The organism is Imperialibacter sp. (assembly GCF_040222815.1).
Lineage (GTDB): Bacteria > Bacteroidota > Bacteroidia > Cytophagales > Cyclobacteriaceae > Imperialibacter.
Map to the genome: position 1 here is coordinate 13,794 of NZ_JAVKCH010000015.1, position 26,370 is coordinate 40,163.

The 26,370-nt window shown below is 45.8% G+C and carries 18 protein-coding genes; 11 read left to right on the forward strand and 7 right to left on the reverse strand.

The features are described from left to right. Nucleotides 1-56: 56 nt before the first annotated feature. Nucleotides 57-1,130: a glycosyltransferase family 4 protein gene (locus RIF36_RS04630; RefSeq protein WP_350121400.1), complete on the forward strand. Its 1,074-nt coding sequence runs from the start codon at nucleotides 57-59 to the stop codon at nucleotides 1,128-1,130. Here RIF36_RS04630 and RIF36_RS04635 read toward each other — a convergent pair. Continuing rightward, entirely contained in the window at nucleotides 1,116-1,694 is a 579-nt protein-coding gene (locus tag RIF36_RS04635) for a Uma2 family endonuclease (RefSeq protein ID WP_350121403.1), read from the reverse strand. The genes RIF36_RS04630 and RIF36_RS04635 overlap by 15 nt on opposite strands. Before the next feature lie 25 nt (nucleotides 1,695-1,719). Further along, nucleotides 1,720-2,916, reverse strand: a complete 1,197-nt coding sequence (locus tag RIF36_RS04640; protein ID WP_350119909.1) for a tetratricopeptide repeat protein — start codon at nucleotides 2,914-2,916, stop codon at nucleotides 1,720-1,722. 105 nt (nucleotides 2,917-3,021) lie between these two features. On the opposite strand from RIF36_RS04640, the gene RIF36_RS04645 reads away from it, so the two are divergent. After that, the gene (locus tag RIF36_RS04645; protein ID WP_350121406.1) at nucleotides 3,022-3,669 is read left to right on the forward strand and encodes a hypothetical protein; all 648 of its coding nucleotides are present in this window, start codon (nucleotides 3,022-3,024) and stop codon (nucleotides 3,667-3,669) included. A gap of 9 nt (nucleotides 3,670-3,678) precedes the next feature. Here the strand turns inward: RIF36_RS04645 and RIF36_RS04650 are convergent, their stop codons facing one another. Beyond that, nucleotides 3,679-4,032 (reverse strand): DUF4260 domain-containing protein, encoded by a 354-nt coding sequence (locus tag RIF36_RS04650; protein WP_350121409.1) that lies wholly within the window; start codon nucleotides 4,030-4,032, stop codon nucleotides 3,679-3,681. A 220-nt stretch (nucleotides 4,033-4,252) separates the two neighbouring features. Between RIF36_RS04650 and RIF36_RS04655 the strand changes: the two genes are divergently transcribed. Beyond that, nucleotides 4,253-7,204 carry a protein O-mannosyl-transferase family gene (locus RIF36_RS04655; protein ID WP_350121412.1) on the forward strand — a complete coding sequence of 984 codons (2,952 nt, stop codon included), beginning with the start codon at nucleotides 4,253-4,255 and terminating at the stop codon, nucleotides 7,202-7,204. Between the two features lie 140 nt (nucleotides 7,205-7,344). Beyond that, complete coding sequence (locus tag RIF36_RS04660) at nucleotides 7,345-10,299, forward strand: glycosyltransferase family 117 protein (RefSeq protein ID WP_350121414.1); 2,955 nt, start codon at nucleotides 7,345-7,347, stop codon at nucleotides 10,297-10,299. A gap of 28 nt (nucleotides 10,300-10,327) precedes the next feature. On the opposite strand, the gene RIF36_RS04665 is transcribed toward RIF36_RS04660, so the two are convergent. Further along, nucleotides 10,328-11,101 (reverse strand): class I SAM-dependent methyltransferase, encoded by a 774-nt coding sequence (locus tag RIF36_RS04665; RefSeq protein WP_350121417.1) that lies wholly within the window; start codon nucleotides 11,099-11,101, stop codon nucleotides 10,328-10,330. A 113-nt stretch (nucleotides 11,102-11,214) separates the two neighbouring features. Between RIF36_RS04665 and RIF36_RS04670 the strand changes: the two genes are divergently transcribed. Together RIF36_RS04670 and rlmB are read left to right on the forward strand one after the other, a co-directional pair. Next, a complete protein-coding gene (locus RIF36_RS04670; protein WP_350121420.1) occupies nucleotides 11,215-12,429 on the forward strand; it encodes a GWxTD domain-containing protein in 1,215 nt (404 codons plus the stop codon). Nucleotides 12,430-12,472: 43 nt separating this feature from the next. Beyond that, the gene (gene rlmB, locus RIF36_RS04675) at nucleotides 12,473-13,249 is read left to right on the forward strand and encodes a 23S rRNA (guanosine(2251)-2'-O)-methyltransferase RlmB (protein ID WP_350096060.1); all 777 of its coding nucleotides are present in this window, start codon (nucleotides 12,473-12,475) and stop codon (nucleotides 13,247-13,249) included. Nucleotides 13,250-13,294: 45 nt separating this feature from the next. On the opposite strand, the gene RIF36_RS04680 is transcribed toward rlmB, so the two are convergent. Next, the gene (locus tag RIF36_RS04680) at nucleotides 13,295-14,383 is read right to left on the reverse strand and encodes a mannose-1-phosphate guanylyltransferase (RefSeq protein WP_350076318.1); all 1,089 of its coding nucleotides are present in this window, start codon (nucleotides 14,381-14,383) and stop codon (nucleotides 13,295-13,297) included. A gap of 229 nt (nucleotides 14,384-14,612) precedes the next feature. On the opposite strand from RIF36_RS04680, the gene recQ reads away from it, so the two are divergent. From recQ to RIF36_RS04700, 4 genes are all read left to right on the forward strand, one after another. After that, nucleotides 14,613-16,796 carry a DNA helicase RecQ gene (gene recQ / locus RIF36_RS04685; RefSeq protein ID WP_350121422.1) on the forward strand — a complete coding sequence of 728 codons (2,184 nt, stop codon included), beginning with the start codon at nucleotides 14,613-14,615 and terminating at the stop codon, nucleotides 16,794-16,796. 52 nt (nucleotides 16,797-16,848) lie between these two features. After that, the gene (gene purD / locus RIF36_RS04690; RefSeq protein ID WP_350121425.1) at nucleotides 16,849-18,135 is read left to right on the forward strand and encodes a phosphoribosylamine--glycine ligase; all 1,287 of its coding nucleotides are present in this window, start codon (nucleotides 16,849-16,851) and stop codon (nucleotides 18,133-18,135) included. 74 nt (nucleotides 18,136-18,209) lie between these two features. After that, nucleotides 18,210-19,376, forward strand: a complete 1,167-nt coding sequence (locus tag RIF36_RS04695; protein WP_350121428.1) for a PSP1 domain-containing protein — start codon at nucleotides 18,210-18,212, stop codon at nucleotides 19,374-19,376. Next, entirely contained in the window at nucleotides 19,377-19,880 is a 504-nt protein-coding gene (locus RIF36_RS04700) for a gliding motility lipoprotein GldH (protein WP_152001133.1), read from the forward strand. Nucleotides 19,881-19,884: 4 nt separating this feature from the next. Here RIF36_RS04700 and RIF36_RS04705 read toward each other — a convergent pair whose 3' ends face one another. Next, entirely contained in the window at nucleotides 19,885-23,907 is a 4,023-nt protein-coding gene (locus tag RIF36_RS04705) for an AAA domain-containing protein (RefSeq protein ID WP_350121431.1), read from the reverse strand. Between the two features lie 63 nt (nucleotides 23,908-23,970). Next, nucleotides 23,971-24,891, reverse strand: coding sequence for a helix-hairpin-helix domain-containing protein (locus tag RIF36_RS04710; protein ID WP_350121434.1), 921 nt, complete (start codon nucleotides 24,889-24,891; stop codon nucleotides 23,971-23,973). Nucleotides 24,892-25,091: 200 nt separating this feature from the next. Here RIF36_RS04710 and hemA point away from each other — a divergent pair, with 200 nt between their 5' ends. Next, on the forward strand, nucleotides 25,092-26,366 hold the full coding sequence (gene hemA, locus RIF36_RS04715) for a glutamyl-tRNA reductase (protein WP_350121437.1): 1,275 nt from the start codon (nucleotides 25,092-25,094) through the stop codon (nucleotides 26,364-26,366). The last annotated feature ends 4 nt before the right edge of the window (nucleotides 26,367-26,370 follow it).

A 26,370-nucleotide genomic window follows, 5' to 3' on the forward strand; every position in this document is an offset into this window, starting at 1 on the left:
TCAATTGGAGATAAGCACCGTTTTATCATAAGGCAATCTTGCACTAATTTCGGCAGGTGAAAATTCTTTTCCTCTTTCCCTACCCCTTGCAGCAAGCGCCGTCGCAGCGCTTTCGGTTCGAACAGTACTTTGAGGCGTTGCTTAAGGCGGGGCATTCGATCGACAGTCAGTCGTTTTGGGGGGAATACTACTGGAAGGTTCTCTACAAAAGGGGCAACGCACTGCAAAAAGCATGGGGGCTAGTCAATGGATTCGGTCGGCGATTCAAAGTGCTTGGCCGGATTTCTTCCGCCGATTTCGTTTTTATTCACCGGGAGCTGACACCGCTGGGGCCGCCTATCTTTGAATGGCTTATTGCCAAAGTTTTTCGAAAAAAAATCATTTTTGATTTCGATGATGCCATTTGGCTGCCCAATACCAGCGAAAGCAACAAAATCGCTGCCTGGCTAAAGTGGCATTCCAAAACTGGCAGCATCTGCCGTTGGTCGTGGAAAATTTCTGTGGGGAACTCCTATCTGGAAAGCTACGCCAAGCAGTTCAATAACCACGTCGTGATCAACCCTACTACCATCGACATGGAGCATCACCGCCTAATCAACAAAAAAACAAAGCCCACCAACGCCCCTATCGTTATTGGCTGGACGGGCAGCCACTCCACCCTCCCTTACCTCGATATGCTTTGGCCTGTGCTTGAGAAACTTGCCAAAGATCAAATGTTCTCCTTTAGGGTCATCTCCAACCAGCCGCCGATAGTAACCTACCCCTGGCTGGTGTTTATACCCTGGAACAAAGAAACAGAAATAGACGATCTGGCTGCCATCGATATTGGCGTGATGCCACTCGCAGACGACGAATGGAGCAAAGGCAAGTGCGGCTTCAAAGCTTTGCAATACATGGCGCTGGAAATACCCACACTGGTTTCACCTGTTGGGGTGAACATTGACATTATAGATAACGGAGTTACCGGGTTTCTGGCAACCTCTGATGAGGAATGGCTGGTGGCATTGAAGACACTTATTGAAAACCCCGGCTTGAGCCAAGAACTAGGGACGCAAGGGCGAAAAACGGTCGAAGCTAGGTACTCGGTAAAGGCGAACACCAAAAATTTTCTTGGTCTATTCAGCAAATAGTTCTTCCAGCGGAATAGTCAACCCCGAGAACAATTTACTTTTCAAAGTCTCATCATTTTTAAGAATGGACAACAGGTAAAACCTCCCATTTTCGTCCAGCACAAACACACGAACATCCTCACCTTCCGGATCAACCACCCAATACTCCTTCACCTCAAATTTCTGATAAAGGAGTAATTTTTCTGACATATCTTTTTTTGAAGTGGAAGGAGAAAGAATCTCCACCACCAGATCGGGTGCTCCAATTGCCCCCTTCTCATCCAGCTTACTTTTGTCGCAAAAAACAGACAGATCGGGTTGGACAACGTTTTCCGTCAGTTCATCCTGTGAATAGTCCTCGGATAAGCGAACATCGAATGGCGATGCATAAACCTCACACTTTTTATTCATCAAAAATTTTTGGAGGTGGAAATGGATGGTTCCACTAATTTTTTGATGCCTTCTGCTCGGAGCAGGGCTCATATTATAAGGCATCCCATCAATAATCTCCCACCTTTCACCGTCGGGCCAGGTGAGGTAGTCAGCATAAGTGACTTTTTTGTTCTTATAGATGGGAAGAGCCATGAATAAATTTACCTGTTTTTCTTATCTAATCCATCTCCTTCAAATTCTTTTTGGCCACTTCCCATGCCCGGTCTTTTCGGCCTGCCAGGCGCTTGACTTCTTTGTAGTATTCCTTTGCCTCTTTTTGATTGTTTTCCTTTTCGGCTATTTCTCCAAGTGCCAGCAGAGAATACAGGTTATAGCCCATTTGTTGGGTTTCATTTTTAGAACTAAACCTTACCGCTTCTTTGTAAAACTTTTTGGCATTTGGATAGTCTTTTCTCGTTTGATATATCTGGCCCAGAAAGAAAGCAGCATACCTACCGCTGTTTTCCTCGTAGCCATCATATCTCTGATAATACTTATCTATGATCTCCAGAGAAGTCTTCTCACAAAGCTGATAGTCGCCGGTGCCATACAATAGCCGTGAATAGTAGCGATGGAAGTACGGGTTGTCAGGAAACGTTTGGTGCAAATATTCTGCTACCTGCAAAGCTTCATACATGTTTTTTCCTTCGCTGGATAAAATCCGCATGAGGAAATACTGAGCTTCTGTTCGGGTGTAAAAAGCATTCCTGGATACTTCTTTTAGCTGAGTAATGCCATCATCTTTATCCCCCTTGTCGAAAAACAACATTATAGGCTTCAGCAGAGGATAGTTCTCCGGCACCCAAACGGAGTAGTAGTTGTACAAAGCGTCGCCAAAAAGTATTTCGGGACTGAGGTCCTCCTGCCCACGGCATTCTTCAAGATAAGCAAGGGCGTTCTTACCTGCCACAGCCGCCTTTGTCCACTTTTTCCGTTCTGAAAGTAACCTTCCCTGAAACGAGTAGGTAGCAGACAGAAAAAAAGCGCCTTCAACTTTATTCACTTCCTTGTAAAGCCGCTCGGAGAGAACAAGAGCGGTATCCATATAAGCATAAAACTTTTTATCGTACTGCTCATTTTCAATATTGGGCACAATCTTCCACCATTCGGACAGCCCCATTAAAAAATAAGGCAGCGGATGCCAACCATACTTTTGCTTCAGCCACCTGAATTGCTTCTCGGCTGTCGCAAAATGAAAGTTATACATATTGTTGAGCGCCTCGGTGGCGTCAAGCTGCACCTTGATGTCGTTAATCAGCAGTGTACTAGCCACATCCACAGTGTCCGCCTTCACCTCTCCCACATTTATGCTTTGAGAAGATGACCGGTCCGCAAGGCCGACTGACAACAATAAAGTGATAATGATGAACCTCATGGTTTGGTGGAGTGCCAAAAGTCTGCCAATTTTCAAATTGAATATTTAAGATAACAACGAATCAACGGCAAACCCGTTCTGTGAATTGTAAATTTTTCCATTGATATGCAACTTTCCAAAGAAAGACGACAAGAACTTCTCGACGAATGGTTTTCATTTGGCACGGGACAGCTGTTTGCTGTCATCTGTGTTGTCACGTTGATACTGCTTTTTATCAAAAAAAGTTTCATCGAAGGAGAGTTAGCCGCATTCGAGATTCTACAGGAGCGGGGTGAGATGGGATTTTTCCACGCCTTAAGTGCAGTGCAGTACCTGACAGTTCCTCTCGTTTATGCCTGGAAGTTTACCGTCACCGCATTTATCCTCTATGTGGGCGGCTTTATGTTTGGCTACAAGCTCACTTTTAAAGACATGTGGCGGCTGGTTTTGGCAGCAGAACTTGTCTTTTTTATTCCCGAGCTTATCAAAATCGCCTGGTTTCTGGTAGTAAACACCGATCCTACCTATCAGGAAATTGGCGCTTTCTATCCGCTCTCTCTAATGAATCTGTTCGATTTTGAGTCACTGGCACCCCGCTGGCACTATCCCCTCAAGGCACTCAATCTCTTTGAGGTTGCCTACTGGATTGCGCTAGCCGCCGGTGTATACGTCATCTCAGGGAAGCAAAGAAAAAACAGCATCATCATAGTGGCAACGTCGTATGTGCTTTGGTTTTTTCTTTGGATTGGATTCTACCTGATTATCTATAAATAGTGCTCCAAGCTACTTCTTTCCTATCCACCCAAGGTGGGTATGTTTGAAATCGTCAGCATACTTTAGCCCATAGCCAAAAACCCTGTCCATGGCACTGTGGCCAAACAAAAGAAGCCCTGCGAACATCCATTCAGGTGACGACATCGCAAAGCCTGCTGCGAAGCAAGCCACAGCTACCCCTTTATGATGTGCTAAGTTGTAAAAGACAGCACCAATTTTAGTGTTGAACAAATAGCCTATCATACTTACATCTGGTGCAAGCAGCCAGGCAAAGAACACCCACCAGGCGTACTCCAGATAAATAGTGCCTAAAAAGGCTGCAATAAATATCGCTGCTTCCTCAAGGTTGAGTAGTGATTTCATGCTTCACAGGTGTTTAAAAGTAAATGCCGATAACATTACACCACATACGCATTAGTAAAGAGCAGGGTTTTTGGTGCAAAAATTATATAGAACGCAAAAGTCTGTTCGCTACGACAAACATTTTATTAAGGGTTCAAATAATATGAAAAGATACAAAATAGAGGCAACCCTGCGTTCATAAACAGAGTCTTAAGCTTATATGTAAAACCAGCTTTTGAGCATGAAGAACTTTAAACTGATCAACAACCTGACCGGTTGGGCGGTATTTTTTGTTGCGCTCACAGTTTATGCCCTCACATTAGAACCGACGGCCAGTTTCTGGGACTGTGGGGAATTTATAGCTGCCAGCTACAAGTTGCAGATTCCACACCCTCCCGGGCCACCCTTTTTTCTGCTGCTCGGTCGCTTTTTTACGTTTTTGGCATTAGGCGACACCGAGCAGATCGCATTTTGGGTGAACATGATGAGTGCAGTGAGCAGCGCTCTGGCAGTAATGTTTCTTTACTGGAGCATCGTTCTCCTTGCCTCCAAAATTCTCAAGGCTGAACACTTTGACCTTCAAAGCAAAGACGCACTTGTGTTGATGGGCTCCGGGGTAACAGGGTCACTCGCTTTCGCCTTCTCCGACACCTTTTGGTTTTCGGCAGTGGAAGCGGAAGTGTACGCCATGTCTATGTTCTTTACAGCAGTAGCGTTTTGGGCTATTCTCAGGTGGGACGCATTGGAAAATGCCTCGCTTTCCAACAAGTGGCTACTATTCATTGCCTACCTGATGGGCCTTTCCATTGGGGTGCACCCAATGAACCTGCTCACGATTCCATCTCTGGCACTCATCTATTACTTTAAGAATTACACTTTCTCCTGGAAAGGGCTTGCCGTTACAATTGTTTCGAGCGGGATAGGTATTCTATTCGTTATGTTTGGATTCCGGGTCGGCGTGATGAGCCTCCTCACCAAATTCGAAATATTCTTCGTCAACTCCCTCAAGCTTGACTTTGGCAGCGGTGCCGCCTTCGGCATGGTCATTATTACAGCAAGCATTCTGCTGGCGGTCTATTTTACGCAAAAAAAGGGGCTGGTGGGTCTCAACACACTTGCACTTTGCATTAGCTTTCTCATTATCGGCTATTCTTCCTTTGGGATACTTACTATTCGCTCGTCAAAAAATCCACTGATCGACATGTGGAACCCGGAGAACCTACCCAATTTTGTGGGTTATCTGGACATGAAGCAGTACGGAACCAGGCCTCTATTGTACGGCAACTACTATGACGCAAAGCTGATTGATCAACAGCCTGGTGATCCGGTTTATCAAAAAGGTGCTACTTCATACGAGATAGAAGACTATGACTATAACCTGACATACGACCCAACCAGAACGACAGTTCTCCCAAGGCTTTGGAGCCAAAGAGATCGTCACCCCGAGGCCTACAGCCAGATTTTAGGTCTACAGCCTGGGCAAAAGCCAAATTTCGCAGACAACCTCAAGTACCTGTTTACTTACCAGCTGGGGCACATGTACATGAGGTACTTTATGTGGAATTTTGCCGGCAGGGAAAGTGATCAGCAAGATGCTGGTTTCGTCGCCCTCACATCTTCAGTGGCTCCTTCAATGGAAGGGAATCATGCCAGAAACAGCTTTTTAATGCTGCCACTTGTACTTGGTTTGGTGGGCTTGTTTTTCAATTATAAGAAGAACGTACAATCATTTTCTGTTATCGGAGTATTGTTCTTCATCACAGGAGTGGGCCTGGTATTATACCTCAATTCCCCACCCTCAGAACCAAGAGAAAGAGACTACATCTACGTGGCATCGTTCTTTGCTTTCTGCATTTGGATTGGCCTTGGAGCCTTCGCATTCCTTCGCCAGTCGCAGCAATTTTTCGCAGAACGAAAGTTGGCCCTGGCCATGGCCTGGTTTGCTACACTCATGGTGCCTGGCATTATGATTATGCAGGGCTGGGATGATCATGACCGCTCCGGCAGGTACTACTCGGTTGATATGGCAAAAAATTACCTGGTTGGGTGTGAGCCAAATGGCATTTTATTTACCGGTGGCGACAACGACACTTACCCGCTGTGGTATGCGCAGGATGTGGAAGGCGTGAGAACTGATATGAGGGTAATAGTTGGCACGCTCTTTAGTGCCGACTGGAACATTGACATGATGAAAAGGAAAGCCTACGAATCGGAGCCCCTGCCCTTTTCTATTGAAAAAACCCTCTACAAGCAGGGAGGTCTGATCGACTACGTGCCCGTAGTAGAGAACCCTAACCTGAAGGGCGAAGCTATTAATCTGATACAATACCTCAATCTTCTGAAGAAAAAGCACCCGGCAATTATGGTGGAAACAAGAAGCGGGTCAAACCTGGCTTCCTTACCTTCAAAGTTGATTCGGCTGCCTGTTAATAAAGACGATGTGCTGGCCAGGCACCTGGTGCCCGACACCATGACCCAATATATTCCTGACTACATCACCTTTGAAGTCACTGGGGGCGGTCTTCAAAAAAGTGAAATCATGCTGCTCGACCTGATCGCCTCCAACAACTGGGAGCGGCCCATCTATTTCACTCATACCGCCCTGAGTTTGCTGCCATTTGATCTCAATAAGTACGTTGTACAGGAAGGAATGACTTACAAATTGCTTCCAATTGAAAATCCTGAGAGTGACAGCCATTTGGTCAATAGCCAGGTAATGTTTGCCAACATGACGGAGACTTACTCCTGGCGAAACCTCAACAATCCTGATGTCAACTATTCATCGTACTACCAAAAGCAACTGATGAACCCCCGCATGGGCTTCAACTCGCTGGCTGAAACCCTCATGCTGGAAGGAAAAAATGATCAGGCGGTCGAAGCACTTCACAAAAGCCTCAGCGCCATTCCTGACGACACCATTCCTTACGATATTTCGGCCGTAGAAACGACCGGGCTACTTATGGCACTCAACGACAGTGACACTGCCCTGACCATCGGAAAAACCCTGATTGAAAGAGCTGACAGGGAGCTCAGTTATTATTCTTCAGCCGTGAGGCAAGATGCTTTTGAGGTGAGGAAGAACCTGTTTGTGCTCGACAGGCTCCAGCGGATACTTAAAGCCTACGGCTTTCATGAAGATGCATTAAAAACTGAAGGCATTTTCAGAAAGCATTACTCGCATTTCGAGGGATAACAATCTCCCAATTTGATTTAGAGGCTCGCTACCCTTTTGTTTAGGTGGCAAGCCTTTTCTTCTCCCTCTCAATATTATAGGTATCCATAAGGCAGATAGCTTATTAATTACTATTTTCGCCCGAATAAAAAATTAATAGAATGAATTATATAAAGGTGAATAACCTTACCGGTTGGTTCGTTTTTGCCATTGCCACCCTCGTTTATTGGCTAACTGTTGAGCCCACCGCCAGCTTCTGGGACTGTGGAGAATTTATAGCAGTTTCGTATAAACTCGAAGTGCCTCATCCCCCGGGAGCGCCTCTCTTCTTGTTGATCGGCAGGTTCTTTAGTCTGTTTGCTCTCGGCGATGTAGAAAGAGTGGCTTATTGGATCAATATCTCAAGTGTGCTGAGCAGCGGGTTTTCTATTTTGTTTCTTTTTTGGACTATCACAGCTCTCGCCAACAAGCTAATGGGATTGAAGCCTGGCCAGGGCACCGACGATCAAAACTGGTCGATTATTGCAGCTGGCCTTGTTGGCAGTCTTGCCTACACCTTTTCCGATTCCTTCTGGTTTTCGGCTGTTGAAGCTGAGGTTTATGCTATTTCATCCTTCTTTACCGCCTTCGTTGTGTGGGCCATACTGAAGTGGGAGCAAATTGACGACGACAGGCACAGAAATCGCTGGTTCCTGTTGCTTGCCTACACTGTGGGTCTTTCTATAGGCATTCACCTTCTCAACCTTGTGGCCATTCCAGCCCTTGGACTTATCGTGTACTTCAAGTACTACAAGGAGGTCACTACGAAAGGCGTGTTAACAACCCTGGCCGTTAGTGGTGCGATCATTCTTATCATCATGGCGGGCGTTATCCCAGGCTTGCCAAGTCTCGCCTTCTCTTTCGAGCTTTTCTTTGTGAACTCACTTGGCCTGCCATTTAAGTCCGGTATCATCGTTTTCGTCCTTCTTTTCCTCGGCGCCCTTATTTACGGCATCATTTATTCCGAGAAAAAAGAGAAGGTCATTCTGAACACCTCATTGCTGGCTTTTGCCTTCATTTTGATAGGCTATTCTTCCTACACAATCGTGCTCATCAGGTCAAATTACAATCCACCTATCGATGAGAACAACCCTGAAAACGTAAACACTTTCGTTTCCTACCTCAAAAGAGAACAATACGGTGATCGCCCTCTTTTCTTTGGACAGTACTTTACCACCGAGCTTCAGGAGCAGAAAAAAGGAGCCCCTGTGTATGCCAAGGGAGAAACGGAATACGATATTATTGACTACAAAGTAGACGCTATTTATGACAAGAGCGGCATGACCATCCTGCCAAGGATGTACAGCTCCAGTGCAGAACATGCCAAGCGCTACAGAGAAATTACCGGTCTCAGGGCAGGTCAGAAACCCACCTTTGGCGACAACCTGTACTTCATGTTCAAATACCAGCTTGGCCACATGTACATGAGGTATTTCATGTGGAATTTTGCAGGCCGTGAAAGCGATGTGCAGGATGCCAGTTGGACGTCGCCCGCCGATGCTTTTAAGAAGGTACCCTGGGAGCTCGAAAACAATAAAGGTCGGAACAACTACCTTTTCATTCCGCTTATTCTTGGATTGATAGGATTCTTCTATCAATACAGAAAAGACCAAAAGAACTTTAGCGTGATGCTGCTGCTGTTCTTCTTAACAGGAGCGGCCCTGGTGCTTTACCTCAACTCCCCCCCCTCTGAGCCAAGAGAACGGGACTATATCTACGTCGGGTCTTTCTATGTATTCTCCATCTGGATAGGCTTTGCAGTATTGGCCATGTACGATTTATTCCAAAGGTTTATTGCCAATAAGAAAGCGGCCATCGCCACTTCTCTCATCATCTGTTTAAGCTGCCCGGCCATTATGGCGAGCGAAAACTGGGATGATCATGACAGGTCGGATCGCTATTTCTCCGTTGACACCGCCAGGAACTTCCTGGCCAGTTGCGCCCCCAATGCCATCCTTTTCACAGGCGGCGATAACGACACTTTCCCGCTTTGGTATGTGCAGGAGGTGGAAGGCTTCCGTACCGACGTGCGGGTGGTTGTACTCAGCTATTTCAACACCGACTGGTACATCGATCAAATGATGAGGCAGGCTTATGAATCTGAGCCCTTCCCATTCTCGCTGACCAGCAAAGACTACCGCCAGGGCGGCTTGAACGACTTTGTGGTGGTGATGGAAAGAGAGAATATCAAAGGCGCTATTAGCCTGGAGCAGTACATGAAGCTGGTGCGTGAAGGCAATCCTGCGCTCAGGGTAGCTACTTCCATCAGTGCCTACAATTCTATTCCTTCTAAGAGTGTGTACCTGAATGTTGACTCTGCCAGCGTAATGTCAAAGGGAATTATTCCTTCTACACTACAAGACTACATGGTGCCTAGAATGGTGTTCAACATCAAAGACAGGGTGCTGGAAAAGAAAGACCTGGCCATTCTGGACATCATACTGACCAACAAATGGGAGCGCCCTATTTATTTCAATAACACCTCGTTGGCCAGTGTTAATATAGACATCAGGCGGTATGCGGTGCAGGAAGGCAATGCTTACCGATTGCTCCCTGTCGAAAACCCAGATAACCAGGAAACCTTTGTAGATGTGGACATTATGTACGACAACATGATGAACAATTTCTACTGGAGAGGTCTTCAGGATCCGAGCATTTACTACACCGAAGACTACAGGAATTTTGTTCTTAACCATAGAGCGAGTTTCAACACGTTGGCTGAATCTCTCCTGATGGTAGACGACACTGAAAGATCCAGAAACGCACTTCTAAAATCTCTTGAAGTAATGCCAGACTCGGTGGTTCCCTATGATCACTTCACTGTGAGAATGGTCAGCCTGTTGATGGAAGTAGGCGAAGAAGAAAAAGCCAAAGAGATAGCAGCTACAATGAGTGTAAGAGCCGATGAAATGCTCACCTACATGTTCGACAATTTGATTGCTGACTCCTTTACTGTGCAAAAGAACCTAATCGTACTCAACGAGTTAGCGAGAGTATTCCGGGCCTATGAAGATCCTGAGCTGGGAAAAACATACGAAGAGCTCTTCCGAAAACACTACGGAATGATGAACAACTAATGAAAAGCCCCGGAATAAGGGGCTTTTTTTATTTCCTCAAAATCAGGAATAAATCAAGAGAAGTATCGGCGTTGTCCGACACCAGGTAATCATCGTGGGAAATGGATGACACCAGGCTGTCGGATGCCTTTTGCAGGTTATTCCGGTTAAACCTGTTCAGCAAATCATAGGGAATCCGAAGCATCCAGGCAGGCAATCGATACTGTAAATTGAGCACATCAAACCTTGTGATCCTTTTCACGGAAGCTCTGTTTTTGTCGTGGTAATCCATCACCTTTTCGCCTCCGGCAATTCCCTTCATTTCTACATTGGGAAAATACTTTTTTGCCAAATCGGTTAATTCCTGTGCTGTATACTCCCGGATATGCCATGGGTTTCTGGTCAGTGTCAGCTTGATGTTGGGCGTAGTGAGCAACGCCACCCCCCCGGGCTTTAGCACCCTGGCCATTTCTTTCAGAAACAGCTCGTCATCCGTTATATGCTCTATTACCTGAAAGGTAACAATGCTGTCGAATGCATTGTCTTCAAGGCCGCTAAATGGAGGAAATACAGCTTGTCTGAAATCACCCTTAGGGTTTTCTCTTTGGAGTTTTTCAACAATCTCCCCGATTTTGTCGAGGGCAGTATATTTCTCCACTAGGGGCATGAGCTCTTTCACTCCACGTCCCTCGCCGCATCCCAATTCCAGCATGTTCCCCTTCACATAGTCTTTGGCAACTATGTAGGGTTTCAAAAGTCGCTGGTGTATCGGATTGTCTGAAAGTATCTCTGCCGAGGTAATTTCCGTAGTATAAACTGCCATGAAGATTCAGTTCGGATTGCTTTTCGGCTTCAAAGTAAGATAAAATTATACTTTCGGTTCAAGTTTTTTAGTTACTTGGTTGTTATATGCTAAACATTCCCACGCATTTCAGTATGAACAAGGTTCAAAGCACCCTATTTTGTTTATTTGTCATTTCCTTATCGTTAGCAGGGCCTGACGTACACAGTCAGTCAATCAATAGTTTTAATCTTTCCTATACCTACAACCCTTCCGGGCCTATTCAATTCAAATATCGTTTGGTTAAATCCGACCCGGGCTACAAAGTTTACTTTCAACTGAATCTTCCGGCCTACGACACCATTGGCAATTACGAGTTAAACACTTTTTACCGAAGCTCGTATTCGGACTCCTCTGCCTTCAATGAGACAACCCACAATTGGGCTGACCTTACCGACGTTTCAGCCTATCCGCAGCTTGCAGGAAAGCTGGCTTTCCTGCCCTCAGAAGGTCAAAATGTAATTGTCTTTCACGTCAAAAGGCCAAGTACGCAAAAGTCGTTCTTTTTCGATGTAGCGCTGGAGGGCGACAACATGTTTACTCCCGATGGGATAACCCCTGTTGATAAAAATGGCATGCCGGTCTTAAAGTCTTTTTTCAGCCCAAGAGATTCGATCTCTTTTACAGCCGAAGACACGACTCAGCTTTACGGATTTTACTACAATATGGATTTTGAAGAAGCCAAGCCACCCATGGTTATCGACACTATTTCGGGAGGCAAAACGATGGCAATTGATAGCTCATTTATGATAAGAGCCGGTTACTTCTCTGCGACCAAGCCAGGTCTCTATCTGTTTCAAACCGATTCCAGTTCCGGCTCAGCGCTGGCCATGCGCCTGGCACCTTTTTATTATCCCAAGTTCGTTTCAGTTGACGAAATCATTGGCACCCTTCGCTACATCAGTTCCAAAGAAGAGTATAACAAGCTGGTTTCGTCTAAAACCCGAAAGAAGGCACTTGATAATTTTCTACTGGACATTTCAGGCAGTCAGGATCGTGCAAAACGAATCATGCAGAACTATTTCACCCGAGTGGCTGAAGCGAACTTGTTGTTTACTGGGTTCAAAGAAGGCTGGAAAACTGATGCGGGCATGATCTACATTATCTTTGGCCATCCCGATGTGGTTGAAAAGAATGACGTGGGAGAAGTTTGGACCTACCTCAAAATGGAGGACAAATCTGACCTTAAGTTTGAGTTTATGAGGGTCAAAAATATTTTCACCCCTGGCTACCTTACGCTAATTCGTAAGGACGATTATGACAGATATTGGTTTCGCTTCGTAGATTTGTGGCGCAAAGGAAGAATTTAAACTGTTCTTCGGCCTGCGGGGTCGCAGAACTAACAAGCATCAGGTGATAAGAAAATACCCTCAACAGCGAAGGCCGAACCCTTCCGACATGATCTATGGCACCAGGGCGGTGATAGAAGCCATCAAGGCCGACAAACAAATCGACAAAATTTTCATCCAGAAAAATGTTAAAAATGAGCTCACCAATGAGCTCATCAAGCTGCTGATCGAAAACGGGATTGTTTTTCAGAACGTACCCGGAGAGAAGCTTGACCGGCTAACCGGCAAAAACCACCAGGGGGTCATCGCCTTTGTCTCGCCCATCGAGTTTGCTGACCTGCACAGGGTTGTATCGTTCATCTTCGACCAGGGCAAGGATGGCTTGATCGTGCTGATTGACCGGGTAACGGACGTGAGAAACTTTGGTGCTATTGTTCGTACAGCAGAGTCTGCTGGGGCCGACACGATTGTTATCCCATCCAAAGGCAGCGCTCAAATTGGCAGCGATGCTGTAAAGACTTCAGCTGGGGCTCTTAATCACCTTCCTATTTGTAAAGTGAATGACTTCGAAGCGTCGGTCAAATACCTCAAAGAGTCAGGCTTCCATGTGGTGGCTTGCACCGAGAAAACAGAGCAACTATATTCAGATGCCGACCTTACCGGGCCTGTAGCGCTCATTATGGGTTCTGAAGAGGATGGTATTTCTGACAGCGTGCTTGAAATGGCTGATACGAAAGTGAAAATACCTATGCAGGGCAAAATTGAATCGCTGAATGTTTCGGTGGCAGCAGGTATTTTTCTTTTCGAGGTGGTAAGACAAAGAATGGCAGCCTTGAGGTAGACTGCCATCCCAAAAAGTTGCAAGAAGTGTTTACACCCCGAGCTTTCAGAGAAGCTCCTCTCCTTTTTTGTTTTTCACATCGTTGACAAACTCTCTGAATTTTGCTTCCTGGTCTTTTTTAACAATCATGAGCACATCCTCAAAATCTGCAACGAGGTAGCCTTCGAGGTCTTGTAGAATAACCAGCTTGTCCTTGTCCGTTTTGATGATGTTGCTGTGACTATCGTAAGAAAGTAGCTCTGCTCCCATCACAATATTCTCCTTGTCTTCCTTTTTTTGGTTGTCGTACAAAGAGCCCCATGAGCCAAGGTCCGACCATGCAAAATCACCGAGCACCACATAGACATCCTGCGCCTTTTCCATGATGCCGTAGTCGATGGATATGTTTCTACATTGCGTGTAGGCCTTGTCGATGTACTGCTGCTCGGTGTCGGTGTAATAATGCTCCATACCATCATCAAAGGCCTCAGCCATTTCGGGCAAGCTATTCTCATATTCCTTGATGATAGTAGACGTTTTCCAAATAAAAATCCCCGCATTCCAGACAAAATCGCCACTTTCCAGAAACTTCTTCGCCCATTCCAACTCAGGCTTTTCCGTGAATGTTTTAACCTTCCTGGCTGCGCCAAATTTCTCTTCCGAATATTGAATATAGCCATAGCCGGTTTCCGGCTTTGTTGGCTTAATGCCTATTGTAACCAGGTTGCCTTCTTTCTGAGCAGCGGCTATCCCGTCTTCTACCGTAGCAATGAACTTGTCTTCATTAAAAATTGCGTGGTCTGCCGGCGTGATTACCACTGTTGCATCAGGGTTTTTCTTGTGGATTTTATAGCACGCATACGCCACGCACGGAGCGGTATTTCTTCGGGCCGGCTCAAGCAGTATTTGATCCTGCTGGAGGTCAGGCAATTGTTCCTTTACTAATTCAGCGTATTGTTGATTAGTGACGATCAATATGTTATCTTTGCCCGCCGTTTGCAGGAACCGGTTGTAGGTCATTTGTAAAAGTGACTGACCAGTACCAAATATGTCAAGAAATTGTTTTGGGCGCTTGTTTCTGCTATAGGGCCAAAACCTACTCCCTACGCCACCGGCCATAATTATTACAAAAGTTTGACTGCTGTTTCTGTCCATTGCTTAGCTAAAACGTATTTCGTTGCAAATATAGGCTTTAAATACGGTCAGCAAAGGTCGTGGAATCATTAAAGAGCATGATGACGTTGTCATAAAACGACTGTGAGTGACGCCCATCACATCTTATAACTGATATTTGGAAAGTGAGAGTGTCATTTGAATTAAAATTAGTATATTCAATTGCTCAGCTAACTGTGTGTAAAAGCTGAAAAAGAAATTGCAGAGCCATATGATTGCGAGCCTGGAGGAACAATTAAAAGATAAGTTAAAAGAAGTTTTTGGGTACAGCAGTTTTCGAGGCACCCAGGAAGCGATCATCAAAAATATACTTGACGGACGGAATACCTTCGTCATCATGCCAACCGGTGCTGGCAAATCACTTTGTTACCAGCTGCCAGCCCTGATCCTTGATGGTGCAGCCATTGTTATCTCACCTCTTATTGCCCTGATGAAAAATCAGGTCGATCAGCTGAATGCGGTGGGCGTCAATGCCCAGTTTCTCAACTCTACGTTGACCAAGACGGAAATGAACAGGGTAAAGAGAGAAACCCTGAGCGGAGAGGTACAACTACTTTATGTGGCACCTGAATCTCTTACCAAAGAAGAAAACATTGAGTTCCTCAAAAAAGCAAACATTTCTTTTGCAGCAATTGACGAGGCTCATTGTATCTCGGAGTGGGGCCATGACTTCAGGCCAGAGTACCGGAGGATCAAGCAGATTCTGGCTCAAATCAGCAACATGCCCGTGATTGCGCTGACTGCCACTGCTACTCCGAAGGTGCAAATTGATATTCAGAAGAACCTGCAAATGGAAGAGGCCGATATTTTTAAGTCTTCTTTCAACAGAGAAAATCTATACTACGAGGTTCGCCCGAAGCAGCACACCAAGAAGCAACTGGTAAAGTTTGTAAAGTCGCAGAAAGGCAAATCTGGCATCGTCTACTGCCTGAGCCGAAAGAAAGTTGAAGAAATAGCCAACTTGCTTCAGGTGAATGATGTGAAAGCTGCTCCTTATCACGCCGGCCTTGATGCTGCAGTACGAATAAAGAATCAGGACGACTTCCTGAACGAAGAAGTAGATGTGATTGTGGCTACCATTGCTTTCGGCATGGGCATCGACAAGCCGGATGTTCGCTTTGTCGTGCATTATGACACTCCAAAATCATTGGAGGGATACTATCAGGAAACTGGCCGGGCCGGAAGAGATGGTCTGGAAGGTAACTGTATCATGTTCTACAGTTACAACGACATCATTAAGCTTGAGAAATTCAATAAGGACAAAACCGTTACTGAAAGAGACAACGCCAGAGTGCTGCTTGATGAAATGGTGTCTTATGCTGAGTCATCACTTTGCAGAAGAAAGCAATTGCTTCATTACTTTGGCGAAAGCTACGACCATGACTGCAACTTTTGTGACAACTGCCTGAAACCAAGGGAAAAATTCGAAGGTGAGGAGTACGTTCAATGGGTACTGAGAGCGGCGATGGAAACCGGCGAAAGATTCAACCTGGCACACCTGGTCGACGTGGTGAAAGGTACACCTTCACAATATGTAAAGAGCTACGGCCATGATGCGTTGTCCATTTTTGGCAAAGGAAAAGAACTGGAAGAAAGCCTCATCAAATCTGTGGTTCGCCAGTCTTTGTTACTGGAGTTTCTTGAGAAAGACATCGAAAATATTGGCGTGTTGAAAGTAACCGCCAAGGGCAAGGACTTTATTGTGGACCCTTTTGCTATCAAGCTCTCAAAAGACCACGAATACGACGTGGAAGTGACCGAGGAAGAAGAGGATGCAGAAAAAGTGCCTACCACAACCAAGGCCTACGACGAAGCCCTCTTCGAAATGCTTAGAAATCTTCGGAAGAAGGTTGCGAAGCAAATGGACCTGCCACCATATGTCGTTTTTCAGGATCCTTCCCTTGAGGAAATGGCCACTATCTACCCGACCACCAAAGATGAGCTTGCCCAGATCAACGGAGTTGGTATGGGCAAGGTGGCAAAGTTTGGCAAGCCTTTTCTCGAAACAATAGCCAAATATGTTGAAGAAAACGATATTGAAACTGCTTCGGACGTAGTAGTTAAATCAGCGGGACAGAAGTCGAAAATAAAAATCTTCATCATACAGCAAATTGACCGCAAGGTAGATTTGGAAGAGATTGCCGAAGCCAAGAGCATGGCCATGGAGGAGATCATCAACGAAATTGAACACATCTGCTATTCAGGCACCAAGCTCAACCTTGAGTATTATATCGATCAGGTACTGGACGAGGACAGGCAAGACGACATCATCGACTATTTTATGAATGCTGAAACAGACAGCATAGCCGTTGCGCTGGAAGAGCTGGGCGACGACTATTCAGAGGAAGAGCTAAGACTTGTCCGTATAAAATTCCTTTCAGAATACGCCAATTAATTGGTGCATCGCCTCCTCCTTCTTAAGTTTGTCGGCTAAACAATTCATCACTATGAACATAGCCGTCATTGGTTCAGGAGGAAGAGAACACGCACTTTCATGGAAAATTTCTCAAAGCCCGAAGTGTGATAATCTCTTTATCGTACCAGGCAACGCCGGCACTTTATCGGTTGGCACCAATGTCTCGCTTTCCACCACCGACTTTCCTGCGATAGCCGAATGGGCACTGAAGGAGAAAATAGAACTGATCATAGTTGGCCCTGAAGAACCCCTTGTAAAAGGCTTTCGGGATTACTTCGAAACAAGAAAAGACCTCGCTCACATAGCCATTGTAGGGCCCGGAGCCGCCGGCGCTGCGCTTGAAGGCAGCAAGGACGTTTCCAAGCAGTTTATGCTGAAACACGGCATTCCCACCGCCAGAGCGAAAACCATTATCGCCGACAACCTTTCCGAGGGCTTTCAATTTCTCGATTCTCTTCAACCTCCCTATGTACTAAAAGCAGACGGACTGGCCGCAGGCAAGGGTGTAATCATCACAAGCGACCTTACGAAGGCGAAAGACAGGCTCAGGTTCATGATTGAAGAGGCCGAATTTGGCGAAGCCAGCAGAAAAGTGCTGATCGAAGAGTTTCTGGATGGTATTGAGCTTTCGGTTTTTGTGCTGACCGACGGAAAAGACTATATCATTCTGCCTGAGGCTAAGGACTATAAAAGAATTGGTGATGGCGATACCGGCCCAAACACAGGTGGTATGGGAGCTGTTTCCCCAGTGCCGTTTGCTCCAGGCGAGTTTTTGAAAAAGGTGGAGGAAAAAGTAGTGAAGCCAACTGTTGACGGGCTGAGGAAAGACAAAATTGACTACAAGGGCTTTATTTTCATTGGTTTGATGAACGTGGGCGGCGAACCGTATGTGATCGAATACAACGTGAGAATGGGCGACCCCGAGACCCAGGTGGTTATTCCACGGATCAAATCAGATCTTGTTGACTTGCTGTTGGCCACAGGACAGGGCAAGCTAAAAGGCCAATCGTTTGAAGTTAGACCTGATTTTGCAACGACGGTGGTGATGGTGGCAGGAGGTTATCCTTCAGGATATGTGAAAGGAAAGCCGATTACTGGCTTGACTGGTAAATACGACTCGGAAGTGTTCCATGCCGGCACAAAAATCTCCGGCGACGACGTTGTTACCAATGGCGGCAGGGTGTTGGCCATTACCAGCTTTGGGAGCTCGATTCAGGAAGCAGTTAGCAAAAGTTATAAAACGATAGATAGTATTACGTGGGATCAGGCCAATTTCAGAAAGGATATCGGTCAGGACCTGGTAAAGTACAATGGATAGCAGGTATTGTTAGCACCTGATGGTTTTGAAATTATTTTTATATTTGAGAAGAGCTAACATAAAATTGCTTAGAGATGGGATGTAGCACATGCAGTAGTGTAACTACCGCAGATGGTAAAGTGGCTGGTTGCAAAAGCAATGGTGGCTGCTCAACAGGTGGTTGCAATAAAATGAACGTTTTTGACTGGCTTTCCAATATGGACATGCCAGCTTTAGATAAATTTGACATTGTTGAAGTACGATTTAAGAACGGCAGAAAGGACTTTTTTCGAAATAATGAAAACCTGCCTATCGTTACCGGCGATGCCGTTGTAGTAGATGTTCCGAACGGCCACCATATTGGCTACGTTTCTCTCCAGGGAGAGCTTGTTCGGCTTCAAATGCAGAAGAAAAAAGTGGCTAATGACAGTGAGGTAAAGAATATCTACCGAATTGCCACTCAAAAAGACCTGGAAAAATTCGAACAGGTTCAGGCCAGGGATCTCCCAACCCTCTTTCGTACAAGAGAAATCATCAGGGAGCTCAAATTGGAAATGAAGCTGACCGATATTGAATATCAGGCTGATAATACTAAAGCGACATTTTATTATTCGGCTGACGACAGGGTCGATTTCCGTGAGTTAATCAAGCTATTAGCCGCCGAGTTTAAAATTCGGGTAGAAATGCGCCAAATCAGCTTGAGACAGGAAGCCGGCCGACTCGGTGGAATAGGTGTTTGTGGCAGAGAGCTATGCTGCTCCACCTGGCTCTCTGAATTCAAGAGCGTGTCCACCTCCGCAGCCCGCTACCAGAATTTGTCGCTCAACCCAAGCAAACTTTCCGGGCAATGCGGCAGGCTGAAGTGCTGCCTTAATTACGAGCTCGACACCTACATGGAAGCGCTTGAAGGTATTCCAGAAATTGAAGCCCCACTGCTCACTGCCCGTGGTGAAGCCTCACTGCAGAAGACGGATATTTTCCGAAAAACCATGTGGTTCGGCTATAGAGATGAAAACACCTGGTATCCTTTAGACGTCGAGAGGGTAAAGGTTATTCTGGAAATGAACAAGAAAGGGCAAAAGCCCGACACGCTGGCTGTAGACAAAGAAGACACTGGAAGAGATGCCAACCAGGCTCTCAACAGCGACCTGGTGAACCTTGACAAGAAATTTGGTGGGCAAGGCAGCGGCAAAAAGAAGAAAAAGAACAAAAAACGATTCAAGAATCGTAACCGGGGTCAAAACAATCAACCACAACAATAGATGAGGACATCATTATCGGGAAGCAACCTTGGCGGCCTCATTTGCCTGTCAGCAGGTTTGATATTCCTCTTGTCATCATGCAGTGATTCAAGGATTTATGATGAGTACCACGACTTTGATGAAAATGTGTGGCACATGGATTCTACAGAGAAATTTACTTTTACTGTAGATACGACAGCAGACCAGTTTCAGCTTTCTTACCTGGTCAGAAACACTGCAGACTACTCGTACTACAACCTCTATCTCAAGTTCACCCTTGAAGACTCCCTTCATCAAGTGATCGAAAGTCAGATGCAGGAGGTTATTTTGTTTGACCCTAAAACCGGGAAGCCCTACGGCAGTGGGCTGGGAGATTTATTTTCTCATGAGTTTCCTGCCATCAGTGGCTTCACATTTCCTTACAAAGGGAAGTTCACCTTTTCAGTTCAGCAATACATGAGGGTGGAAAGCCTGGCGGGCATTCAGTCTCTTGGATTGAAAGTTGAAAGAGTTGAACAAGAATAACTGGTTACTCGATTTGCCCGATAAACTTGTAGAGTCGCTCTTCGGCACCTTCTGGGTCAATCCAAAACTCCCTGGAATAAAACTGAGTAGATCTCCATTTTTTATCCATCAACAAAGTGTGCCGGTATACATAGGTATCTTTTGCTGAAATACTGTTGAAGTAAGTGTCGTCATCCGTAAAAATGAGACCCAGAAATTCTTCCCTTTTCTTGACTGTGAGGTCAGCAAAATTCAGGTCCTCGGTCATGGATATATTTCGCATTTGAGGCACAGTCTCCAACCACTTTGTCATTCTCGATTTGAGGTACCAATGCTGCGAGAAGGTAGGCTCTTTAGGCGCATACGGCCTGAACTCCCCGTTTGAAACAGCAAAAGCGTACCCCAGGTATTTTCTCAGCATCTTAGGCCCCTCATTTCTTAAGCCATCAACGTTTAGCTGATGAGGCAAAATGCTGCTAACGACGAAAATCTGTTCTTTCGCCCTGGTCACGGCCACATTCAGCCGGTTTTCGCCGCCCTCAAGGTTGAGCGAGCCAAACTTCATCTGAAGCTTCCCTTTGGCATCGGGTGCATAGCCAATGGTGAAAATAATAATGTCTCTTTCATCGCCCTGCACATTTTCAATGTTCTTCACAAACAGCGAGTCAGGCAGCAGCTTTTTATGATCTGCCTGATATGTGTCCAGCAAGTCCAAAATATGCGACTGTTGAGCGGCGTTGAAAGTAACCACGCCAATGCTTTTGTCCGGGGACTTTTTAAGGCAACTAACAATCAAGTCCACGACTCTTGCAGCCTCTTCCTCGTTTCGGCTGCTTTCCCATATCCCATCCACTTTTTCGTAGGAAATGGCAGGCTTAGCCTCGTTGATTACCTCAAAATGTGGCACTAGTTGTAGCTTGCCTTTGTAAAAATAGTGGTTACTGAAGTCGATCAGGTCGAGCGAACGGCTGCGATAGTGCCCCTGCAAAGAAACCTGGTTCAGGTGCTGCCTCGCAAGTGTCAGCAAAGAATCCGCCTCAAGGGCTATTTCCTCCTCCTCTTCGCTTTGCTCCCACCTTATTTTATAGAGATCATTGGGCTGCAACTGCTTATCGTCTCCAGACACTACCACTTGCTTGCCCCGGTACATAGCAGCCAGACCATTTTCCACAAAACACTGGGAAGCCTCATCAAAAATGACAAGGTCAAATATCTCATCCAGCTGAAAAATAGCAGAAGCTGCCTCAGGAGATGTAAGCCAGCAGGGCACCAACCTGAACGCCTCAGCCGACATGTGAGCCAAAAGCCTCCTGATAGGCCAAACTCGCTTCTTTTTGGTGACCTGGTGCTGCAGGTCACGGTAAGTGATAGGGTTGTTGAGCCGGTTATACTCCACTTCGCTGTACGTCTTTTCCCTAATCCTCAATAAAAGTATATCGCCGCTCAGCTGGTTCTTCTTCAACACCGCCTCCTGAAGTTCTTTCGTCAAAGTGTCTAATTTCAGAGAAGACACTGCTCTCAAAATAGGATATTTGGTTTCAATGTGGTCGATCCATTGAAGATTGAGGCTATTCTCAAAAATCTCATTCCACTCCTTTTCGTCCCAGTCAGGTGAAATTTCCTCGAGCTTCTCAAAAATCTGGTTTTCATAGGGTAGTACGCTATCCAGCAGCTTATCGTATTCCACCAGGCTATCGAAATCCTTGTCGAGCCGCTTGAGCAACTCCTCTGCATACCCTTTCTTTCCGATAATCATTTTGACCTGCTTCGGCGTGAAGTATCCCTGCCACTGCTCCCATTTCAATGGAATCTCCTCCAAAGCTTCAAATGATCGATCAGTGAGCTCCTTCAGCTCTTCGAAAGTGTAGTTTTTTGGGTTGACTACTTTTGCAACCGGCCTCAGCGAGCTGAAAATCATCTTTGCGTTGATTGCCCTTCTTACAAAGAAAAACCAGTTTTGCAGATCTATCTTCGACATGGCATTCGGCGGATTCAATATCCATTCGCTGGTTCTTAACTTGGTGAGGTTGTGTTCCAGATTCAGGCGGCTGTCTACCATGATCATCAGCTCTTCAAACCCCTTTTTATTGCTCTCCAGGTTATTGGCTACCAGCACCCGGGAAATAAACACTTTGTCTTTAGAAAAGAATTTCCACCTGAACCAGCTAAAAAGTCCCTTTCTCGCCTTCCTTCCCCTTTCGAGGGCTTCCTGCAGCCTGCCTAACTCGCTGCCCGGGGTTGACAATTCAGGGCCCAGCCCCTTGTAGCACTCCATCAATATCCGCTCGTTATTGGCCAGCCAAAGGGCGTCTGTTTCACTATCGGGGTAAGCCGACATGTGCACAAAAGTTTCGTACACAGTCTTGTCATTGATGAGAGAAAACATCTCTTTTACCTGCCCCCGGCGCTCCAGCATGTCCTGGCACTCATCGAAGCTCAATGCCTCACCCAAGGCCTCTTTAGACCTTGTGGCTAAGGCTTGATTGAACTTGAGAATTTCAGCTACCAACTCCTTTACCCGCCCAAGCTCCGCCACCCCAAAATGGCTAAACGACACCCGGTCTACCCAGGGGTGCGCTTCCGTGCGGAAGACTGAAGAATACTTAACATAATAGCCAATCTTGCGTTGGAAGGCCTCCAATTTCTCGTAGGTAAAATATTTATATTCCTGCTTGAGGGTTATGGTTCTCCCTTTGAGGTCAGATGAGAGATAAAGTTCTTTCACAGATTTGCCTGACTCTTTATCGTCAAACAAAGCTTGCTTAAACTCATTGAGCTCTTCCGAAATCTGGTCTATTTTTCTGCTTACCTGGGTAAACTCTCGTTCCAGCTGAATAGCGTCCAGAGAGTTGTTTTTAAGCTTATACTCATCAAGTCGTTCAATTTGGGAGGCTAGCTGCTCGTAAATTTCCTTTCTGTCATTTTTGAAATCGTGCACGAGCGCTACAAATGCTCCCAGATCTTTCTCGCTTAATCGCTGATGCACCACGTCAAGCGCCGCCCTCTTCTGGCAAACCACCAGCACTTTTTTGCCACGTGCAATAAAGTCCGAAACGAGGTTGCAGATAAGCTGTGACTTGCCTGTGCCAGGGGGGCCCTGGATCACAAGTGAATGACCATTTTTTACCGTTTTCAAAGCATTTTCCTGAAAGGCATCAATGGCAAATGGCGTAAAGGTCTGTTCTTCCTTTATTTTGCTGACGTAGGAATACTCCACTTTGTCCACCACATCTTCCAGGTTGGTTTTACCAACGAAGAAGTCTTCCAGGCTTTCAAGCGTGTTTTCCTCAATGAGTTTGAGATAGTCGGGTACCATATAAGACCCATTTTGAGGAAAAATGCCCAGCACGGCTTCGGTCATCAGCTTCAGTTTCCCTGTGTCGTGGCCGAGCTCAAACTTGTCCTTTAGAAAAGGAGTGAAGCCGGTTAGCTGATCGGTAAAATTATCTGGATTGAAATTAACCTCTACCTTACTGTCTCTTAGAAGCTCGTAAAGGGCTGTGCGAAATACCCGGCTATCTTTATCAAAATCGTCGAAAACCCGCTCTATCAGGTCTTCGTCGAGGGAAATCTTGTTATAGTAGGCGTAGCCCAGCAGAAAGGTCTTATTGAGAGTGACGTTGACATCCTTTCGGGGTATCATCACCCAATTTTTCTGATCCATTTCGAGAGACACAGGAAAAAAAAGCAGAGGGCACCTTACCAGCGTGCCATCGCTGAATTTGCCATGTACAAATGGCCAGCCCACGTACAAATCCTTTCCGCCCCTCTCCTGAAAAACAAACTGATCAAGCCTGTGCAGCTTTTTAAGGCCAACGCTCAGGTTGTTGTTATTGTAGTCCCTGCTGTCCATGATCTGACACAGCGGAATCCTAGCTTTTTGTGCAATCAGGTCGCTGATGATATGAAACGAAGGCTGCCCAAGGGTGAAATCGAAATCATGCAAATCGAGAAACTGTTCGGAAGCCAGGCGCAACAAAAGCAGCGACCTATTGTTGGCAGTGAGATTGGTAAGCTTACGAAGGTAGGATTGCAGAATTTTTCGCATAAGACGGCTTGCGGCCTTTCGATAACTATCAGGTAAACGATAAACCTAATTGTTCATTATTCACTAGAATTCAAAATACGGCTTTAACTTTTGGATGGTTGAATCCGGGATGATTTTTATTTCTGCTACATCGTTCCAGCTGGCAAACTTTCCATGCTGATCCCGGTAGGCTACCAAAGCTCTTGCCTGGTTGTAGTTAATATAGGGTTGCCGTTTCAACGAATCCAAATGGATGGTGTTAACCGACAGCTTTACGCAGCAATTAGCAGGATTGAGATCAAATTTTTCCCACAAAGCAGCTACCGTTTCTTGCTTGAGCCCATATACTTCCGCCAGCTGCCCACGGTCGTGAAACCCACCAAGAGCATTCCTGTATTTGATGATCCTGGCAGAATAAGCCGGCCCTATGCCTCTTACAGTTTGCAACTCCTCAGCGGTTGCCAGATTTATATCGATTGACCTGGCAGTTTCCTTAGCAACCGTTGACTTTTCTCCAGCTATTGGCCTGCCCTCATCCGAATCGGGTTTTCTATTCGCTATTGATAAGTACGGGGCAAGCTGCTCAAAAATTGTGGAATCCATTCCATAGAGCTTGAGCAAGTCACCCTTATCGTAAAACCTACCTCCCCGGCTTGTATACTTACTCCAATTGGATGCCAGATAGGGTGGTATGTTCATTTCTCTCAATTGTGCCTCCGAAATCTGGTTGGGATCAAATTTTCCCAAATTGCTAAGGGCCAACATTTGCCGGGCGCTTTCCTTATTCTCCCCGACGTCTTCAGCCCATTGGAGCTCGGCTGCCCATTTGTCTAAAAGTTCCAAATCTTTTTCAGACGAATACTCGTTACTAGCATACCTGTAGTAGTCAAGTGCGTAGACTCCAAGGAACACTACACTAATGAGAAAGAGAAGAATGATGCTACCATTAATTTCCTTTTTACTGTAGCCAAAATTCTCTCTTAGCCATTTATTTAGTTGGCTCATAGACCGTAAGAAGCAATTGTTGAATATTAAGTTAGATATTTTTGGCTTCCAGTAAACAATTTCAAGGCAAAAAACTGTTGATCTACCAGCACCGGGCATTTGTCGGTAATTTAAACTCATTCTAAATTGAGTTATCTGACAAATGTCATTTCCTTTAAAATCAATACGGAGCTATTTTTGAACCCGAATTAAAGTGGAAAATGCATAAGCTTTTCAAAGCAGTAAGTCTATCGTACAAAAGCGCCCCGCTCAATATCAGAGAGCTTGTGTCCTTCGATGAGGAGGCCTGCAAGCGCTTGCTGAAGTATTTCAAAGAATTTACGCCCATCACTGAGGCGCTAGTGCTTTCCACCTGCAACCGAACCGAAGTATACTATTCTTCAGAAGCAGACCTTTCCGAAGACATCATCAAACTTATTGCCCTTGAAAGATCAATCAGTGATATCGGCGACTACAAAGATTTTTTCGTTGTTATCAGCAACCATAAAGACGCCCTTCAGCACCTTTTCGATGTGAGCATGGGATTGGAAGCACAGGTAGTTGGCGATTTGCAAATAGCCAATCAGGTCAAGCGATCATATCAGTGGTCGGCTGATGAGGACATGGCGGGCCCATTTTTGCACCGACTGATGCACACGATTTTCTTCACCAATAAAAAGGTAGTTCAGGAAACCTCTTTCAGAGACGGCGCAGCCTCTGTGAGTTATGCCGCCGTTGAGTTGATTGGAGAGCTCACTGCCGCCATCCCTACACCAAAAATTTTGATCGTCGGGCTAGGCGAAATTGGAGAAGATGTTTGCCGCAACCTGGAGTACATCAAGAGCAAAGAGGTTTTCATTGCCAACAGAACATTTGAGAAAGCTGAAGCAATAGCCCTTGAGTGTGGCTTTCAGGCCATACCGTTCGACACAGTTTATGCAGCCATGAAGGAGGCTGATGTTGTTATTTCGTCTGTAGCTAATAAAGAGCCGCTGATCAGAAAAGAGCACCTTCAAAACGGTGAATCGCTTTCCTTCAAATACATGCTTGACCTTTCGGTACCAAGAAGCATTGAAAAAGAAGTAGAAGAAGTGCATGGCACACTACTTTACAACATTGACGATATCCATAGCAAGACAAGTGAGGCGCTGGAGAAAAGACTGGCTGCAATACCGCAGGTAAAGGCCATTATTTCCGGGTCAATGGCTGAGTTGCTCGACTGGTCTAAGGAAATGGAGGTGTCGCCCACTATAAACAAGCTGAAGAACGCTCTTGAGCAGATCAGGCAGGAAGAAGTTGCCAGGTATCTCAAGGGAGCAAGCATGGATGATAGCAAATTAGTGGAGAAGGTGACGAGGAGCATGATGCAGAAAATCATTAAGCTGCCTGTGCTTCAGCTAAAAGCCGCCTGCAAAAGAGGTGAGGCTGAAACGCTTATCGACGTGTTGAACGACCTGTTTGACCTCGAAAAGCAGTCGGAAACGGCCAATTCGTAAGCAC

Bases quoted from the DNA above. Each gene is read 5' to 3' on its own strand.
- RIF36_RS04635 (WP_350121403.1), bottom strand. From the start codon at position 1,694: ATGGCTCTTCCCATCTATAAGAACAAAAAAGTCACTTATGCTGACTAC.
- RIF36_RS04640 (WP_350119909.1), bottom strand. From the start codon at position 2,916: ATGAGGTTCATCATTATCACTTTATTGTTGTCAGTCGGCCTTGCGGAC.
- RIF36_RS04645 (WP_350121406.1), top strand. From the start codon at position 3,022: ATGCAACTTTCCAAAGAAAGACGACAAGAACTTCTCGACGAATGGTTT.
- RIF36_RS04650 (WP_350121409.1), bottom strand. From the start codon at position 4,032: ATGAAATCACTACTCAACCTTGAGGAAGCAGCGATATTTATTGCAGCC.
- RIF36_RS04655 (WP_350121412.1), top strand. From the start codon at position 4,253: ATGAAGAACTTTAAACTGATCAACAACCTGACCGGTTGGGCGGTATTT.
- RIF36_RS04660 (WP_350121414.1), top strand. From the start codon at position 7,345: ATGAATTATATAAAGGTGAATAACCTTACCGGTTGGTTCGTTTTTGCC.
- RIF36_RS04665 (WP_350121417.1), bottom strand. From the start codon at position 11,101: ATGGCAGTTTATACTACGGAAATTACCTCGGCAGAGATACTTTCAGAC.
- RIF36_RS04670 (WP_350121420.1), top strand. From the start codon at position 11,215: ATGAACAAGGTTCAAAGCACCCTATTTTGTTTATTTGTCATTTCCTTA.
- RIF36_RS04680 (WP_350076318.1), bottom strand. From the start codon at position 14,383: ATGGACAGAAACAGCAGTCAAACTTTTGTAATAATTATGGCCGGTGGC.
- recQ (WP_350121422.1), top strand. From the start codon at position 14,613: ATGATTGCGAGCCTGGAGGAACAATTAAAAGATAAGTTAAAAGAAGTT.
- purD (WP_350121425.1), top strand. From the start codon at position 16,849: ATGAACATAGCCGTCATTGGTTCAGGAGGAAGAGAACACGCACTTTCA.
- RIF36_RS04695 (WP_350121428.1), top strand. From the start codon at position 18,210: ATGGGATGTAGCACATGCAGTAGTGTAACTACCGCAGATGGTAAAGTG.
- RIF36_RS04700 (WP_152001133.1), top strand. From the start codon at position 19,377: ATGAGGACATCATTATCGGGAAGCAACCTTGGCGGCCTCATTTGCCTG.
- RIF36_RS04705 (WP_350121431.1), bottom strand. From the start codon at position 23,907: ATGCGAAAAATTCTGCAATCCTACCTTCGTAAGCTTACCAATCTCACT.
- RIF36_RS04710 (WP_350121434.1), bottom strand. From the start codon at position 24,891: ATGAGCCAACTAAATAAATGGCTAAGAGAGAATTTTGGCTACAGTAAA.
- hemA (WP_350121437.1), top strand. From the start codon at position 25,092: ATGCATAAGCTTTTCAAAGCAGTAAGTCTATCGTACAAAAGCGCCCCG.